Source organism: Candidatus Arcticimaribacter forsetii, assembly GCF_910589745.1.
Lineage (GTDB): Bacteria > Bacteroidota > Bacteroidia > Flavobacteriales > Flavobacteriaceae > Arcticimaribacter > Arcticimaribacter forsetii.
Genome location: NZ_OU342399.1, coordinates 1516510 through 1533010 on the forward strand (window position 1 = coordinate 1516510; position 16501 = coordinate 1533010).

The 16501-nt window shown below is 35.2% G+C and carries 13 protein-coding genes; 4 read left to right on the top strand and 9 right to left on the bottom strand.

The annotated features are described in order from the left end of the window. Positions 1-18 precede the first annotated feature (18 nt). Positions 19-6372 (top strand): Ig-like domain-containing protein, encoded by a 6354-nt coding sequence (locus NG655_RS06910; protein WP_252158594.1) that lies wholly within the window; start codon positions 19-21, stop codon positions 6370-6372. A 7-nt stretch (positions 6373-6379) separates the two neighbouring features. Here NG655_RS06910 and NG655_RS06915 read toward each other — a convergent pair whose 3' ends face one another. The 7 genes from NG655_RS06915 to NG655_RS06945 all read right to left on the bottom strand — a co-directional run bounded on the left by NG655_RS06915 (position 6380) and on the right by NG655_RS06945 (position 12886). Continuing rightward, positions 6380-7012, bottom strand: a complete 633-nt coding sequence (locus NG655_RS06915) for a toxin-antitoxin system YwqK family antitoxin (RefSeq protein WP_252158595.1) — start codon at positions 7010-7012, stop codon at positions 6380-6382. 43 nt (positions 7013-7055) lie between these two features. Then, a complete protein-coding gene (locus tag NG655_RS06920) occupies positions 7056-8120 on the bottom strand; it encodes a hypothetical protein (RefSeq protein WP_252158596.1) in 1065 nt (354 codons plus the stop codon). Between the two features lie 69 nt (positions 8121-8189). Continuing rightward, a complete protein-coding gene (locus NG655_RS06925) occupies positions 8190-9077 on the bottom strand; it encodes a hydroxypyruvate isomerase family protein (RefSeq protein ID WP_252158597.1) in 888 nt (295 codons plus the stop codon). Between the two features lie 21 nt (positions 9078-9098). After that, positions 9099-9884: an SDR family oxidoreductase gene (locus tag NG655_RS06930; protein WP_336511175.1), complete on the bottom strand. Its 786-nt coding sequence runs from the start codon at positions 9882-9884 to the stop codon at positions 9099-9101. 9 nt (positions 9885-9893) lie between these two features. Continuing rightward, positions 9894-11345: a Gfo/Idh/MocA family protein gene (locus tag NG655_RS06935; protein ID WP_252158598.1), complete on the bottom strand. Its 1452-nt coding sequence runs from the start codon at positions 11343-11345 to the stop codon at positions 9894-9896. A gap of 48 nt (positions 11346-11393) precedes the next feature. After that, positions 11394-11933, bottom strand: a complete 540-nt coding sequence (locus NG655_RS06940) for a PNPOx family protein (RefSeq protein WP_252158599.1) — start codon at positions 11931-11933, stop codon at positions 11394-11396. Then, a complete protein-coding gene (locus NG655_RS06945) occupies positions 11930-12886 on the bottom strand; it encodes a DUF3089 domain-containing protein (protein ID WP_252158600.1) in 957 nt (318 codons plus the stop codon). The genes NG655_RS06940 and NG655_RS06945 overlap by 4 nt, the downstream gene beginning before the upstream one ends. Before the next feature lie 204 nt (positions 12887-13090). On the opposite strand from NG655_RS06945, the gene NG655_RS09455 reads away from it, so the two are divergent. The 3 genes from NG655_RS09455 (at position 13091) to NG655_RS06960 (ending at position 15044) form a co-directional block, all read left to right on the top strand. Then, complete coding sequence (locus tag NG655_RS09455) at positions 13091-13834, top strand: superoxide dismutase family protein (protein ID WP_336511176.1); 744 nt, start codon at positions 13091-13093, stop codon at positions 13832-13834. A gap of 61 nt (positions 13835-13895) precedes the next feature. Further along, positions 13896-14381 carry an RNA polymerase sigma factor gene (locus NG655_RS06955; protein WP_252158601.1) on the top strand — a complete coding sequence of 162 codons (486 nt, stop codon included), beginning with the start codon at positions 13896-13898 and terminating at the stop codon, positions 14379-14381. Between the two features lie 12 nt (positions 14382-14393). Further along, on the top strand, positions 14394-15044 hold the full coding sequence (locus tag NG655_RS06960) for a hypothetical protein (RefSeq protein WP_252158602.1): 651 nt from the start codon (positions 14394-14396) through the stop codon (positions 15042-15044). Here the strand turns inward: NG655_RS06960 and NG655_RS06965 are convergent. Beyond that, on the bottom strand, positions 15030-15827 hold the full coding sequence (locus tag NG655_RS06965) for a lysophospholipid acyltransferase family protein (protein WP_252158603.1): 798 nt from the start codon (positions 15825-15827) through the stop codon (positions 15030-15032). The two genes, NG655_RS06960 and NG655_RS06965, sit on opposite strands and share 15 nt — an antisense overlap. A 26-nt stretch (positions 15828-15853) precedes the next feature. Beyond that, the gene (locus NG655_RS06970; protein WP_252158604.1) at positions 15854-16501 is read right to left on the bottom strand and encodes an NUDIX hydrolase; all 648 of its coding nucleotides are present in this window, start codon (positions 16499-16501) and stop codon (positions 15854-15856) included.

A 16501-nucleotide genomic window follows, 5' to 3' on the forward strand; every position in this document is an offset into this window, starting at 1 on the left:
CTAACTATTTATATTAATATGAATTTCAGGCTGTCATTAAATTTATTGTTTACTGCATTAGTTTTTGGCTCATTTACTTTTTTTATACTAAAAAAAGATTCACCTGAACAATTACATAAACATTTTTTAGAAAATAGTCCGTACAAAGAAACTCATAAACTTTCTAAGAAGGAACGCTTTAAAGCGGGACTTCCTCCCAACAAGTATTATGAACAAATCTATGATTTAACAATAGATCCTCTTACGGGAAAACAAGATATTGCAACTAAAATAGAAACATCTAGACGTCTTGAATATCAAAAATCTATTCAAGTAAGGCGTCAGGCTGTTCCGGGGCAGAGTTCAGACACACCTTGGAGTTCTATAGGACCCAACAATCAAGCTGGAAGAACACGAGCTGCAATTTTCGACCTCAACGACAATCCTACTTATGATCGTGTAATTGCGGGTGGGATTAGTGGAGGACTATGGGTTAACGAAGACATTGACAACCCAACGGTTCCTAGTTGGACTCAGGTTACCGGTGTTCTTGGAAATTTATCGGTTTCAAATATAGTGCAAGATCCTGATGATAACGACTTTATTTTTGTTGGAACTGGAGAATCCTATACTTCAGGAGATGTCAACGGAAACGGAATTTATCGCTCTACAGATGGCGGTGCAAATTTTACTCAAGTCTTTGGAAGCAGTTCCGGTATAGTTTCTTCAACATGGAATAATAGTAATAATTGGTGGCAGGTTGAAGGTTATTTTTTCATAAATGATCTTGTAATTTATGATGCTGATTTAACTGATCCAAACAACGATAAATGGATTTATGCAGCATTAGGCTATGCTGTAAATTCAAGAATGGATATTAACACCTTACAAGATCTATATGAAACTGGGGTTTATCGTTCTCAAGACAATGGTGTTACTTGGGCTAAGCTAACTGATTCGGACCTTACAGACGGTTTCCCATTACAAATAAATGATATAGAAATACAAGAGGGAACCAACAGGATTTGGTTATCAACGACTAATTCAGTTAATCAATATGGAGGAAGATTTTTTTATAGTGATAATGGAACAGATTTTACTAGAGTTTCTCCAACATACAATAGTACTCCCACAAATATAGGAAGGACGGAAATAGCTTCTAGTCATACAAATTCTGCCACTCATTATGTATTGATGAGTGCAGATAATGAAGCAGAAATATATAAAACAACTGATAACTTTGTAAACCTGACAAAACTTGCTGAACCAGACGATGCAGACACTGGAATTCCAGCAAATGATTTCACTAGAGGTCAATCCTTTTATGACTTAGAAGTTGAAGTTGATCCTAATGATGATTCAATTGTTTATGTTGGAGGAATTGACTGGTTTAGATCATCTGACGGAGGAAACAACTGGTCTCAGTTAACAAAATGGTCTAACAATAACAATTTATTTGGTTTAACGGTATCTGAAGTTCACGCCGATCAGCACGGCTTATTTTTTAAGCCGGGTGATTCAAATAAGGCAATTGTTGTTAATGATGGGGGCGTTGCATTTTGCTCCGATTTAGCTAACGCTTCTACCAACCCACGGTTTGTAGAAGCCGAGAGCAACTACATTACTACACAATTTTATACTGTTGCTCAAAGCCCCCCTAGTTTTTCTAAAGATTGGGTACTTGGAGGAACTCAAGACAATGGTACTTATCGTATGGAAACTCCTGGAGCAACCCCTTCAGCTGGCGTTGATACCGATCCAGGAGGAGATGGTGCCGCTACATTTTTTGATCAGGTCGGTGGTGATTATGCAATTTCTAATTATACTTATAACGATGCCATAACAAGGCTTAGTTTTAATGGGAGCGGGAATTATTCAAATAGTTATGACATTTCGAATGCTTTAAGTCTTCCATCTAATGAGGGAAGCTTTATAAATCCTGGTGCTTTAGATTCCAATCTAGATACCTATTATTCCGATGGAACATCTTTTAATGATACAAATTATAGAATAAGAGTAATTACAAATTTAACAAACACACCTCCTGGAACTAGAGTTATAACTGGATTAAGTTCCAGACCAACTGCATTTGAAGTTTCACCACATACAACGGACAGTTCAACTTTACTAGTCGGAACAAAAGATGGAAATATAATTAAAATAACAGATGCTGAAACAGCTTCTTCTGCCTCTGTTATTCTTCAAAAACCAGGAGTTGGTAGTATTTCGGACATTCATTTCGGAGAAACTGAAGATGAAATATATGTAACGTATTACAACTACGGAAATACAATTTCTAATGTTTTTTATACCTCTACAGGAGGTGTTAGTCCAGGAAGTTGGTTGGACAAAGAAGGAGATTTACCGGATATTCCTGTATACTCTATCCAGCACAATCCATTTGAAGAAGAAGAAGTTATCATTGGAACTGAATTAGGGATATGGAAAACATTAAATTTCACTGATTCAAACCCTACTTGGACTCTCGCCTATGAGGGAATGAGTGATGTAGCAGTTCTTGATATGGACTATCGCGGAACAAGCGCCTTAGACAACAGGGTCGTAGCGGCTACTTTTGGGCGTGGTATCTATGTAGGGAGTTTCAGAGCAAATACAAATCCTCCAGTTTCTGCAACAGATTCTATAACACTTGCTGAAGGAGGTACTGCAACTACAACAACTTCAGGAGCAACTTCTGTTTTGTCTAATGATTATGATCCAGATGGGGATGCTATTAGCACGTTTACTGTTACTACAACTATAAATGGTATTTTAACTTTAGCTCCAAGTGGAACAGGATCTTTTACTTATGTCCACGACGGCTCTGAAACTACAACCGACACTTTTTATTACAATGCAACTGATGGAAGCGTTCCTGGAAATACAGTCTCTGTCACCATAAACATTACTCCAGTTCCAGATTGTCCAACAGCTACTAATCCAATAAATGATGTGATTGCAACTGAAGATGATCCTGATTTGGTAATTGATTTCTCAAACGTATTTACTGATCCAGACACTCTTAATTTAACGTATACCGTTACAAATACAAATCCTTCTTTACTGGACGCAAGTTTAAATACAACTTCACTTACGTTAGATTATTTCGACAATATGAGTGGTACTGCAACTATTACCATTTTTGCTAACGACTCAAGCTGTGGATCCTTAGTTTCAGAAAGCTTCAATGTTACCGTTAACTCTTCAGATGACCTGCCCGTTGGAGTTGCTGACCTCATTAATGTAACAGAAGGAGGAACGGTTACTTCTACCACTATTTCAACTACAGTACTTGCAAATGATTCCGATATAGAAACTGGTGTTGCTAGTTTAACTGTGGGTGTTGGATTTGGAGCAATAACTCCATCTCCAGCAAAATCAAGTGGATTTACATTTAATAATGACGGTACTTTCTCCTACACACATGATGGAACGCAAACCCCAGGAGATGCAAATACAACCGATGTATTTTATTATCGTCCACATGACGGATCAAATTTCGGTAATACCACAACCGTTACTATTCAAATTACCCATACTAATGATTGTCCTGAAGCGACAAATCCAATTGCAGATGTTACTGCCATGGAGGACGATCCGGATCTTAATATGGACGTATCCTCTGTATTCACTGATGAAGAACTAGATACTATAACACTTACTGTAAGTAACACAAATACTAGTTTATTAACCGCTACACTTTCCTCAGCTACTTCGCTCACAATTGACTATGTAGATAATATGACCGGTAGTAGCACAATAATTCTATACGCTACAGACAGTTCAATAGAATGTTCATCGCTTGCAAGTACAAGCTTTATAATTAACGTGGTACCACAGAACGACACACCGGTAGGCGGACCTGACATTATAAATGTCGCTGAAGGAGGAACAGCTACTATGACTACTGTTTCATCTACAGTCTTGGCTAATGATTCTGACACAGAAGGTGACAGTTTATCTATTTCTAGTTTTACACAACCGTTATACAATTCGGGTACATTTCCTTTACAATCAAACGGTACTTTTGTGTACACCCACGATGGGTCAGAAACTACTACAGACACATTCAATTACGAATTAACAGACGGCACTACTACGACTTCAGTGAGTGTTACCATAAACATTACTCCAGTAAACGACTGCCCACAAGTTTCATCACCAATTGCAGATATATCAGTTAATGAAGATGCATCGGATGATGTATTTAATCTGCTTGATAATTTCACGGACGCAGAAAATAATACACTATCGTTTACAGTCTCCAATTCGAATACAGCTCTTGCTACCGTTACTTTAGACACAAATACGTTAACAATTAGTTATATACCTAATCAAAATGGGACCGCAACGGTTACAATTTATGTAGATGACTTAAATGGATGTTCAAGTGTTCAAGATGAATTTGCTTTAAATGTATCCGCTGTCAATGATGTTCCAGTAACCGTTACAGATTCAATATTTGTACTTGAAGGAGGAACAGTGACATTAACTACATCGTCTAACACATCAATACTCGATAATGATAGCGATACTGAAAGTGATCCATTAGAAGCTCAGCTTGTTACTCAAGTATCTAACGGAACTCTTGTATTATCATCAACAGGTACGTTTACTTACACACATGATGGATCAGAAACAACTACAGATACATTTGAATACAGAGCTTCTGAAATCTCGGGACAAGACGGAAATACTGTTACAGTAAATATTACCATTCAAGAAGTAAACGATTGTCCAATATATACGGATCCGGGTACTCGCTCTACTCAAGAAAATAGTGCTTTTTCAAAATTATTTTCTGAAGATATTACAGACGATGATGGAAATGCATTGATGTATACAATTACTGGAACTAGCTCTAATTTATTAAATGCATCGATAACAAATCAAGCTACAGGTGAAGTTCAATTTACTCCTGTAGCCTACATGCATGGAACTGCGGTAACTACGATTAATATAAATGATGGTCGAGGCTGCGATTATGACATTACCTATAACGTAATAATTACTCCTGTGAATTACTGTCCTACATTAGATAACCCGCTTCCAGATGTAAATGCAACAGAAGATGATCCAGATTTATACATCCCGTTAACTAATATATTCTCAGATGTTGATCCAGAAGATACTTTAACCTACACAGCTGCTGTTGGTGACTCTAGCCTCATTGCGACAAGCATAACCTCTACAGCTTTAATAATAGATTATTTACCAAACCAAAATGGTTCTACTTACGTTAGTCTAATGTCATCGGACGGGAGTATTAATTGTACTGTAGATGATTTGTTCACTGTTAGTATATCCCAAATTAATGATGCTCCTACAGGTGTTGAAGATTTTATAAGTGTAACAAACGGAGGAACAATTAACGTTTTAAATGATGGTATCACAAATTCAGTTTTATCAAACGATGATGATCCTGAACGTGATTCAATAACTGCTATTGAAGTTTTAAGCCCAATAAACGGTACTTTAAACTTATCTACAGACGGAACTTTCACTTACACTCATGATGGAAGCGCAACAACAACAGACGTGTTTACTTATACCCCTAGAGATAACTTCAGTATAGGAAACACTACTACGGTTACCATTTACATAAACAACCTCCCCATTGGGGTATCCGAAAGTATAGCATTGTTTGAAAGTGGGACCGCTACAATAACAACTGCAGCGTCAACTAGTGTTTTATCAAACGATACTGATGCAGATGTTGGAGATCAAGCTTTATTAACTGCTTCAATAGAAACAAGTCCAGTTAATGGGACTTTAACCTTAAATTCAAATGGAACTTTTACTTATATTCATAACGGTTCCGAAAACTTTACTGATAGCTTTACTTATATACCTTTTGATGGAAAAGGATATGGAGCTGCTGTATTGGTTTCCATAACGGTAACCCCAACAAACGACCCTCCTGTTGCTTATCCGGATAATATTACAATAGGACTAGGTGGAACGGCAACTCTTTTAACGAATGGTGGAAATAGTGTACTACTAAACGATATAGATCCAGATGGAGACGCACTTACTGTTACCGTAGTTTCTACCCCAACCTATGGAACATTAGTTCTAAATCCTGGGGGGACTTTTAGTTACGTTCAAAACGGAGTAATGAATGGTGGGGATAGTTTTACTTATAAAGCAAATGATGGGTTGCTAGATAGTAATACGGTTTCTGTAAACATAGATCTTACTTGTACCCCTTGTACACAATCAACAATTATAGGAGGAAGTGATGGAGCTTTATTTATGTATCAGGGCTGTGACTGTAGAAACTACTCCGTATATGTTCCTAAAGGGAAAAGTTACACATTTTGTCACCTTGATAATTCTATAAGCATAACACAAGGAGCTTATACCGTATTGAGCACAGAGGTTTGTCAGTAGCTTGGTATTACCTAATGATGTTACCAAGAAAATCATAGGTATCAGATTTTGAAACTATAGATCCGTTGGAATAAATGATTTGATTTTTTAATTGTCCATTGGGATGAAAATCTTCCCAAATACCATTACGCTTTCCATTCTGATCAAAACGTAAACTTTTACGTAATTTACCATCGGAATAATAATATAAATTCTCTCCTCCCAAAATGCCATTTTTAAAAGTGTTAAGTTCTTTTAAAATACCATTAGACCAGTATACCATTCTTTTACCGTTAAAATTTCCTTGCGAGTAATTTACAGATTCTTTTAATTGTCCGTTTTGATAGTACTTTTGACTCAGACCATTTAGAATTCCTTTTTCATAACTGATAGAACTTTTAAGAACTCCATCAACATAATATTCATTGCATAATCCACTAAGAAATCCATCCAAAACATTAAACTCTTGTTTTAAAATTTCAGTATCTGGAAAATATTCATAAACACGCCCCGTATAGGGTGTATCCTCCAAATGATAACTATTTTTTTGTGTTGTCTTGATTAAAAAAACCTCATCTATTGAAACCCCATTTATATTAGAGCAACTATGAAATAATACAAAAACAATACTTAACACAAAAACATTAAAACTATATTTCATTGTATAATAATCTGTAAATTAAGTACTAAATAAATATTTAATTTTATTTATTGGATATATTTTGACAATCAGAACTTGAGTACGGTAAACTTGATAACTGGAAATTATAAGTTGTTGTTACGACTACATCCTCATTATTTTCATTTTGCTCTGTAGAAGTTTGTTGAACTGAAAATGTTGTTTCTGATAATTCATCAACAACAATCAAACTAGAATTATCCCATGATTCATCTTCAAATCTTACTTGAAAGTTGGTGTATGGAGCAGTAGTTCCTGAAACCCAGCGCCACTCCCCTTCCTCACTCGAAAGGATCTGACCTGCTGCATCGTAATAAGTAAACAAATAAGTACCATAACTCGAAAACAATAAAGTAAGCGTGTCTGGTTGAGAACAATTAGAACTGAAAGAGTCAGTTTCCTCCTCGTAGCAACGATCATAGTACTCGTCTAAAAATATACTACAAACATCAAAAGTTGTTGCGTTATTTTCAACTGTTGAACTTACATTAATTACTCTCCATTCTTGTTGAATTTTAATATGATTACTGTCCTTCGGGGCATTTGGCTCTAACTGTTCTTCTTTATCCCCTTCTAAAGAAAGGGTAGAATCTATATTACAGATTGCAGAAGTTCCAGTCTCTAACTTAATATTAAAAGAGATATCATCCGCTTCTTCATCAAATACAATTTCTGTGATTGTCGCAATAGAGCCTTGACTAGGAACAGCTGAAGAAGAATTATAATTGGTTCCCATAAGAACAACACGTTCAATATCAACTTCACCATCAGACTCCGAAAATTTGATGTCGTATTTTCCTTTAAACAATTTATTTATTAATTCAGACGAGCTACTTTCCAGGTAACTGATATTTAAAAGATAGGTTTGATTTTCTAAAAATTCAATTTGAACGATATTACAACTATTATTTGCTAGAATATTTTTCGAAGAACTTGATGGTCTTTTTATTTTCCATTTACCTACAAGATTTATTTCGAGAACTTCTTGAAGTTCTTGTTCATTAAGATGCGGATCTAGACCGCTTCCTCCTGACCCACAAGAAATAATAAAAAATGAAAGTAATACTAGAGTAAAGTTTAAATATCTCATAATGTAAAAAATAGTTCTACAAATATAAGAACTAAAAAAAGTTTAATCTATAAAAAACAAACGAACTCGTTAAACATCACAAATTAGAATTGAATCTTTCAAAGACTCCAGGGGATTGTCAGCTGTAGGAATAAATTCTTGAGCAACTGCACCTGAATACCCGGTCTTTAATATTGCTTTCATGATCGCTGGATAATTTAGCTCTTGGGTCGAATCAATTTCGTTTCTTCCAGGAACTCCCGCTGTATGGTAGTGTCCAAAATAGTGGTGATTATCAGTTATCGTTCTGATGATATCCCCTTCAGATATTTGCATATGATAGATATCATAAAGCAATTTAAAATTAGGAGAATTTAATCGCTTACAGAGTTCAATTCCCCAGGATGTATTATCACACATATAATCGGGATGATCAACTTTAGAGTTAAACAGTTCCATTTGAATTATAACACCATGTTGCTCGGCGAGGGGAAGTATTTTCTTGAGACCATCCACACAGTTCTGAAGACCAGTTTCATCGTCAATTCCAGCTCTATTTCCACTGAAACAAATCAAATTAGTATATCCCGCTTCCGCTACTAGTTTAATGTGTTTTGTGTAATTTTCAACTAATATATCGTGATATTTTGGATTGTTAAATCCTTCCGTTAAACTAATTTCCGCTCCCTCACACATCGTCGAAATAAGGTTGTATTTTTTCAAAGTGCTCCATCCAGTAGGATCTACTAAATCAATCCCGACCAAACCAAATTCATTTGCCACTTGACATAATTCCTCCAAACTTAAATCGGGATAACACCACTTACATACCGTGTGGTTGATGTTTCCTTTTAATTTTTCAGAAACTTGATTAGCTTCTAGTTTAGAAAAAGCTGTTGACCCAAGAAAAGCAGAGCCTGCACCAACAGCTAGTGTTTTTAATAAATCGCGACGTTGTATTTTGTTTTTGGTTCCCATTAGAATATCTTTAAATTGTAATTAACGAACATTAGACCTCAAAACAATTGAGTGAAGTAGTTTTTGGGAAAAACGTTTTACAAAAACACCTAACTTTTCTTTTTTTCCAAAAGAAACCTCCCATTTGTTTGCACTAATGGCACGTATCATTTTCTTACAGAAATAAGAAACCTCCAATCCATTTTTAGTTCCTGGATCATCGTGATTTAATTTCTCACCGTTTCCAGTCAATGCGTTTATGGTTACATTGGTTTGAACAAAACCCGGACAGATCATAGTTACCGCAATATTATCTTTTTGATGTTCCATTCGTAAAACATCAAAAAATCCGTGTAAAGCATGTTTAGCTCCACAGTAACCTGATCTATAAGGCGAACCAAATTTCCCCATAACACTGGTAACAACAGCAAAATGACCACTGCCTTGTTTTATAAAAAAGGGTAATAAAGCTTTGGTTAGTGCAACAGTCCCCAGATAATTTACATCTATTAATTCTTTGTAAACTTCAAAATTAGTGTCAGCTATTAAAGAACGTTGACTTACACCTCCGTTGTTTATTAACAAATCAATAGAACCAAATAAAGCTATTGCTTTTTCTACCGAATCATCCATTGATTTAAAATCCTTAAGATCTAGTGGAAGAATTTTTATATGCTCTTGATTCGAACATGTTTCCTTAACTGCTTCTAACTCTTTTAACCTTCGTGATGATAAAATTAATCTGTTTCCAGATTTAGCATATTGTCTCGAAAGTTCAGCACCTATACCAGAAGACGCTCCTGTAATCCAAATAGTTTTATTTTTCATACTTATAAATTACAGTTCCCAACCCTTTCTATACGCACGACCTACGAATTGATTTGCATCTAATAAATTGGTGATTTTCATATTATCTCCGTCCCAAAGTAATTTTTTACGTCCATAATAATCAGCATTTCTGCCACTTTCATTTCTGAGTAAATAACTGCGAATTGCAATATTACCCATCAAAACCGTTTCCGTTAGTGGTCCGGAATAGTCAAATGAAGATGTTAATGCTTTATGCTCCTTACTATTAAATCCTGCTTTTACTGCGTCGATCCAATCATATTGGTGCCCATGTTCTGGAACAGTTCCTTCAGGTCTTTGGTAGGTTATCGTTTCTTCCCCTTTTCTAAACAATTTAGGACGATTTCCATACACACCAGTAGTTATGATACCGTGTTCCCCGATCATCATAACACCATTTGCTCCACCTGGCTCTCCAATATCCTCAGTTGAAGGAATTAAGTCTGGATGAGCAGGTCGTATTCCTCCATCTGTCCAAGTCATTACTAATGGGGTGTTATTTTTTTCTGTAGAATCAAAATTTATAGTAACCGAAGAAGAAGGCGGACATCCCTCAGGAAGGTGTTCAGGAATCCACATCTGAGTATAAACACTACCAACACTACATTCGACAGCAGTTGGATAATGTAGTCCAAGAGCACGAAAAGGAACATCTATTAAATGGCATCCCATATCGCCTAGTGCTCCAGTTCCATATTCCCACCAACCTCTCCAATTAAATGGATGAAGCGATGAAGTGTAAGGAGTTTCTGATGCAGGACCCAACCACAAATCCCATGCTAAGTCTTTAGGTTTGTCTAAAGGAGTTGGAATTGGTTTTGGGATTCCCTGGGGCCATACTGGTCTGTTGGTCCATACCTTAACTTCAGAAACTTTACCGATTAGACCAGAATCAATCCATTCCTGAACTTTTAACTGATCTGGGTTCGATGCCCCTTGATTTCCCATTTGGGAAACTATTTTATTAGCACGAGCTGTTTCGGTTAATAAACGAGCTTCTTTTATGTTGTGAGTTAATGGTTTCTGGACATATACATGAACACCTCTATTCATTGCTTCCATAGCAATTACAGCATGCGTATGATCGGGAGTAGAAACCGTAATTGCATCCAGATCCTTTTCAGAATCTAAAAGTCTTCTAAAATCAGTATAAAAATTTGCTTTTGGAAAATCATTGATGGTATCGATTACTCCATGAGATCCACTTGGATCAATATCACATAGCCCCACAACGCGTTCTCTTCCATTCACAGAGGCATTCATAATATCACCTCTTCCTTTCCCTCCTACACCAATACCAGCGATATTAAGCTGATCACTAGGTGCTATAAAACCTTGTCCGCCAAGAACGTGTCTTGGGATGATCATGATTGAAGATGCAAGGACACTTTTTTTAAGAAAATCTCTTCTTGAACTTTTGTTATTGTTTTTTGATTTCATCTAGTAGTTTTAAAAACAAAAGTTACAAAAAAGATTTAATCAAACGCTTTATGGTGTAATATATTCTCCGCTCCAAACAGAATTAGTACCGTTAAAAACCGCCCTAATATGTTTCGTTCTTGTCAACTTAAGGTACTCTATTTTAGAAGCTTTAAATACTAATTTTAATAAGAAGTTATGTTCATCACGGTATGTAACAGCGTCTGGAGATTCTATTTTTGATCCTGGAGCTAATTGGGTCGTATAATCATTTTTACCTCTAGGTGTTTGTTCTTCAAATAATGAATCATTTTTTTCATGCATTACAAGAGAACAAGAAACTCTGACTTGTGTTAGATTCTCTGGATTGTAAAACAATAAAGATGCTTCTTCATTATCCTTTAATTCTTCAACCTTATTAGAACGTTCATCGGTGTATATTGAAAACTCCATAGTAGAAGGATTAAAATCTCGAAGAACCACCGTTCTAAGTTCAGGCTTTGAAGATTGTATGGTTCCAAGAACAAAAAAACGAAAAGGATGTTTTTTTTGAGTTAACGAGTTCAACCATTCCGACTGGATTTCGCTAAGGATATGATTAACGCTCATTTAGAAATGTATTTTTGTTTCCATTTTTCAGCTCTTAGAAGGGAATTCACCTCAATATCTTTCCAGAACAAATTTACGTCAGCAAAGTGATAGCTTTTAATAAAAGAAAGTAAAAAACGTTTAGGAATACGAGGGACAGAAGACCATATTAAACCATCAATAATTCTAATATCTATTGCATTTTTATAAATTTTTTCATCAGAATTCAAAGTCCCTAAATGTTTAGTTCTAGAAGTAGTTATACTCTCATCCCAGGTTATGGGGTTGGTTGTTATTCCACCTTTGTACCACTGATCGTATGTTTTAGGATAATTTTTTCTCTTATAACTATTCCAGCTAACAAAACCACCAATCTGATCTGGTTTAGTCATGGCTTTAATCGTACCAAGTTCACCTACCTTCACTCGAACACCCGGTAAATAAGCTGCTACTAACAATTCTTGAATATCTTTCCCGTCAAAATAATCTTTAAGTAATTCCTTGGCCATGATACTCCCTTGACTATGACCAGCGATAATAATTCCTTTGCCTTTATTATAATGCTTTAAATAATATTCAAATGCATTTTTTATATCAGAATAGGCGATCTGCCAAGAAGGAGGTCCATCTATATCGTAGGGAGGCACGTAAGTTTTATAATGAGATTGCCTGTAGAAAGGCGCATATATATTCCCCGCTTTACCCCAGCTAGAAGCCTGGAATTTAATTGACTTACTAAGAACGTCTTTTCTAAGTTCGTCCCGACTTAAATCAGCATTCCAAGCAGGGTCTTTTCGATCTGTCAAGAGGGTTGGATAAATGAAAAAAACATCTACTTCTTTCGGTTCTGATTTACCTATTATTGAAATGAGTTCATTTGGATATTGACCGGGTAATACCGCCCAATTATTTGAATCTGTATAATCTGGAACTTCAGGGATTGGTGTTTCAGAAAAAGGGAGTGTTTTATACATAGTCTTACAACCAAGTAACGAAATCATTACAATAAACAATACTGTTTTACCGCTCAATTTTTTATTGTAAATATAGTCTTTTGGTTTTAAAAAATTTTAAAACAAATTGTTCTCACAAAACAGAACTAATACTCAAAATAGATTATTAAAATAATACCCCTTAATCTGCTTTTTTTTATAACTTTATGAAGTAAAAAAAACACTATGAAAATTTCAAAATATATCCTTTTAAGCTTTTTAAGTATTTCACTTTTAGTTTCTTGTAAAGAAACTAAAAAGAAACAGGATACAAAGCAAGTAGAAATATCAGTTGAAACTAAAAAAATAAGCGACATTCTCCACGAAGCAACCATAACCACGATTGTAGAAGAAAATGGTGAAAAACTAGAAACTGTAGAAGTAATTGAAGGAACCCCAGGAGAGGTAAAATCAAAAGTAGAAGCTTACAGAAGTTATACACTTCATAACAACCCACACAAAACCCAAGAAATAGGAGAAGTAAAGATGATGCTCTCTTTGGATTCTAAAAGTGGTAGCACTGCAACAGGAATGGTTACTCTAACCGAGAAAGATGGAGTTGTTTCGCTAGAAGCACACATCAACGGATTGGATGAGGGAGTACATGCAATTCATATCCATGAAAAAGGAGATTGTAGTTCAGAAGATGGAAAATCTGCTGGAGGACATTGGAATCCTACCTTTCAACCGCATGGAGCTTGGGGAGCTTCTGAAGGATATCATCGCGGTGATATCGGAAACTTTAACGCAGATAAAACAGGTCACGGGATGGTATTTTTTAGTACCGATTTATGGTGTATTAGCTGCGATGACCCAAACAAAAATTTATTAGGAAAAGCGATCATTGTTCATCAAGGTGCTGATGATTTAACCTCACAACCTTCCGGAGCAGCAGGTGCTCGAATTAGTTGTGCAGGTATAATTAATTAAAAAAAACATTTCGTTTTTTGTAACATTTTTTTTATTTGTCCCACAAATTATACGTAGTTGAATGCCTATAAGCGAAAAAGATTTTTTGGAGTTGCTAGCTAAAGAGCAAAACATCATTCATAAAATTACACGTATTTATGCTCAGGATGAAGCCAGCCAAAAGGATCTTTTTCAAGAGATAAGCATTCAGCTATGGAAGTCTTACCCTAGTTTTAAAGGAAATTCCAAATTTACGACTTGGATGTACCGTGTTGGCCTAAATACAGCCATTACTTTATATCGCAAAGACAAAAAAGTAGTTAAAGGAGAGGAATTCACTAAGGTATCGGACTTAAAAGCAAATGAAGAATATGACGACACTAGAGAACTCCAAATCAAGTGGCTCTATGAAAAAATAGATACTTTTTCTGAAATAGAAAAAGCACTAATCTTGTTATATTTAGAAGAAAAGAAATACTCAGAAATTGCTGAAACATTAGGGATTTCTGAGGTAAATGCTCGAGTTAAGATTAGTAGGCTTAAAATAAAACTAAAAAAAATGCTCTAGTAGTAGTTATATATGAATAAACTAGATCTATTAAAACAACAGTGGAAGAACCAAAAGTTCGATCATAATTTTTCTAAAGAGGAGCTCTTTAAGCTGTCTCAGAAAAAATCAATTTCCTCAATTAAATGGATTTTCATATTCAGCTGTATTGAGTTTTTTGCCTATCTAATAATTCCTTTTCTAATACCAGATTACTTTGAAGCTTTTGAGTATTATAAGAGTATTCACTTGTATGGAGTTGCAATAGCTACAAATGTTTTAGGATACATCATCCTTTCTTATTTTATGATTCAATTTTATTTAAACTTTAGAAAAATAAAAACATCTGAGTCGATTGCATTACTAATTAATAGAATCATAAGGTCTAGACGATCTGTAAATAGATATATAATATACAATCTTACAGTGCTAGTAGGCTTTTTGTTAGTAGTGCTTTTCAACGCGTTTAAATATGATGAAAACTACATTTCGCTTCTAGAACCTAATGATTCTGGCGAAACCTCCATAATCAAAATATCCTTATTAATTTTCACTATAATTGCCCTAGCTATTCTGGTGCTGATTGGATTTTACTATCTAATTTATGGAAGATATTTTTTTAAGTTAAAAACCAACATTAAAGAATTACAAGAGATGGAGGAGGAAGAACTACCACTCTCTTGATTTATTTAATTCTTCCTGCTCTTTGATTTCCTTAGCAGATAAAACCTTTAAAAAAGAAGGATGCTGCTCGATTGAGTATTCAATTTTCTCCAGAATAGAAGCAACAGACTCGTTTTCATAATCAATATCCAATGGTTTTTTGATAACCATAGACTGAAGAATACCTTTCTTTTTAATCATCAAACCTTTTTTATCAAAAGACCTTCTAAAGCCGTCTATTACAATTGGAACAACTACTGGTTTATATTTTTGAATAATAAAAGCAGTCCCTTTTCGCATAGGCTTAAATGGCTTTGTAGTACCCTGTGGAAAAGTAATTACCCATCCGTCATCAAGCGCTTTTGCAATATTAGAAATATCGGAAAACTTAACTTTTCGGTTAACATCTTTCCCTGACTGTCGCCAAGTTCTTTCAATTGACACGGAACCTGCATAAGCTAATATTTTAGGCAACAAACCTGCATTCATAGTTTCTTTTGCTGCTATATAATAGATATTAAGTTTTGGGTTCCATAGATATCCTACGTTTTTGATGGAATCTATCCTTCCACTCAAACTCGCATTAAATACATGAAACATGGCAACCACATCAGCAAAATATGTTTGATGGTTAGAAACAAAAAGAACATTTTTGTCTGGAAGGTTTTTAATTATATCAGACCCTTCAATATGCAATTGGTTAAATCCTCTGTACCGTCGGTGAGACATAATACCCAGATAACGGATTAACATCTTCTTAAGAAAAAGTATATGTCCAAAAGGATTTCTTTTTAATATTCCCATAATTCAAAAATCGAGTAAAGATAATACTATTCTTTTAGCACCGAAGAAATGACATCTTTGATTTCCGAAAGAATAGTTGCTGTAGCGCCCCATACTTGAACTCCTTGTAACAAATACAGAGGAACATCAACCTGACCAACATATGAAGTAGTTACCAAACCATGGGTTTCATTTTTTGGTAGTAACAATTCGCTCAGAGGAACTTCAATGATCCGCTGAACTTCTTTCTCTTCCGGCATAAAATCTAGTTTACTTCTCGAAATAGCCATGAAAGGGTGCACAATAAAATTACTTGGTGGAATATAAAAAGTAGACAAAGCTTTAACTTCAGTTACAACTTCTTTAGGCACTCCTATCTCTTCATTTGCCTCTCTTAGGGCGGTACCCCAAAAACTGAGATCTTCTTTCTCCTTACGACCACCCGGAAAACTTATCTGACCTGAATGAACTCCTTTATATATACCTCGTTCTATAAGAGCAAAATGAGTTAACCCCTTCTCATTGGGATAAAACAAACACAAAACAGCAGATTTTTTAACTAGGCTTTTATTTTGAGATTTATTTTTTAACTCCTCAATTCGGAAAACTGGAGCCATTTTTTTTTGAGCTTCAATGCCTGGTAAGGGTAAATCAATTACTTTTGAAAGAAGAGACTCGAATTTAGTAAACAACAT

Bases quoted from the DNA above. Each gene is read 5' to 3' on its own strand.
- NG655_RS06910 (WP_252158594.1), top strand. From the start codon at position 19: ATGAATTTCAGGCTGTCATTAAATTTATTGTTTACTGCATTAGTTTTT.
- NG655_RS06915 (WP_252158595.1), bottom strand. From the start codon at position 7,012: ATGAAATATAGTTTTAATGTTTTTGTGTTAAGTATTGTTTTTGTATTA.
- NG655_RS06920 (WP_252158596.1), bottom strand. From the start codon at position 8,120: ATGAGATATTTAAACTTTACTCTAGTATTACTTTCATTTTTTATTATT.
- NG655_RS06925 (WP_252158597.1), bottom strand. From the start codon at position 9,077: ATGGGAACCAAAAACAAAATACAACGTCGCGATTTATTAAAAACACTA.
- NG655_RS06930 (WP_336511175.1), bottom strand. From the start codon at position 9,884: ATGAAAAATAAAACTATTTGGATTACAGGAGCGTCTTCTGGTATAGGT.
- NG655_RS06935 (WP_252158598.1), bottom strand. From the start codon at position 11,345: ATGAAATCAAAAAACAATAACAAAAGTTCAAGAAGAGATTTTCTTAAA.
- NG655_RS06940 (WP_252158599.1), bottom strand. From the start codon at position 11,933: ATGAGCGTTAATCATATCCTTAGCGAAATCCAGTCGGAATGGTTGAAC.
- NG655_RS06945 (WP_252158600.1), bottom strand. From the start codon at position 12,886: ATGTATAAAACACTCCCTTTTTCTGAAACACCAATCCCTGAAGTTCCA.
- NG655_RS09455 (WP_336511176.1), top strand. From the start codon at position 13,091: ATGAAAATTTCAAAATATATCCTTTTAAGCTTTTTAAGTATTTCACTT.
- NG655_RS06955 (WP_252158601.1), top strand. From the start codon at position 13,896: ATGCCTATAAGCGAAAAAGATTTTTTGGAGTTGCTAGCTAAAGAGCAA.
- NG655_RS06960 (WP_252158602.1), top strand. From the start codon at position 14,394: ATGAATAAACTAGATCTATTAAAACAACAGTGGAAGAACCAAAAGTTC.
- NG655_RS06965 (WP_252158603.1), bottom strand. From the start codon at position 15,827: ATGGGAATATTAAAAAGAAATCCTTTTGGACATATACTTTTTCTTAAG.
- NG655_RS06970 (WP_252158604.1), bottom strand. From the start codon at position 16,501: ATGTTGTTTACTAAATTCGAGTCTCTTCTTTCAAAAGTAATTGATTTA.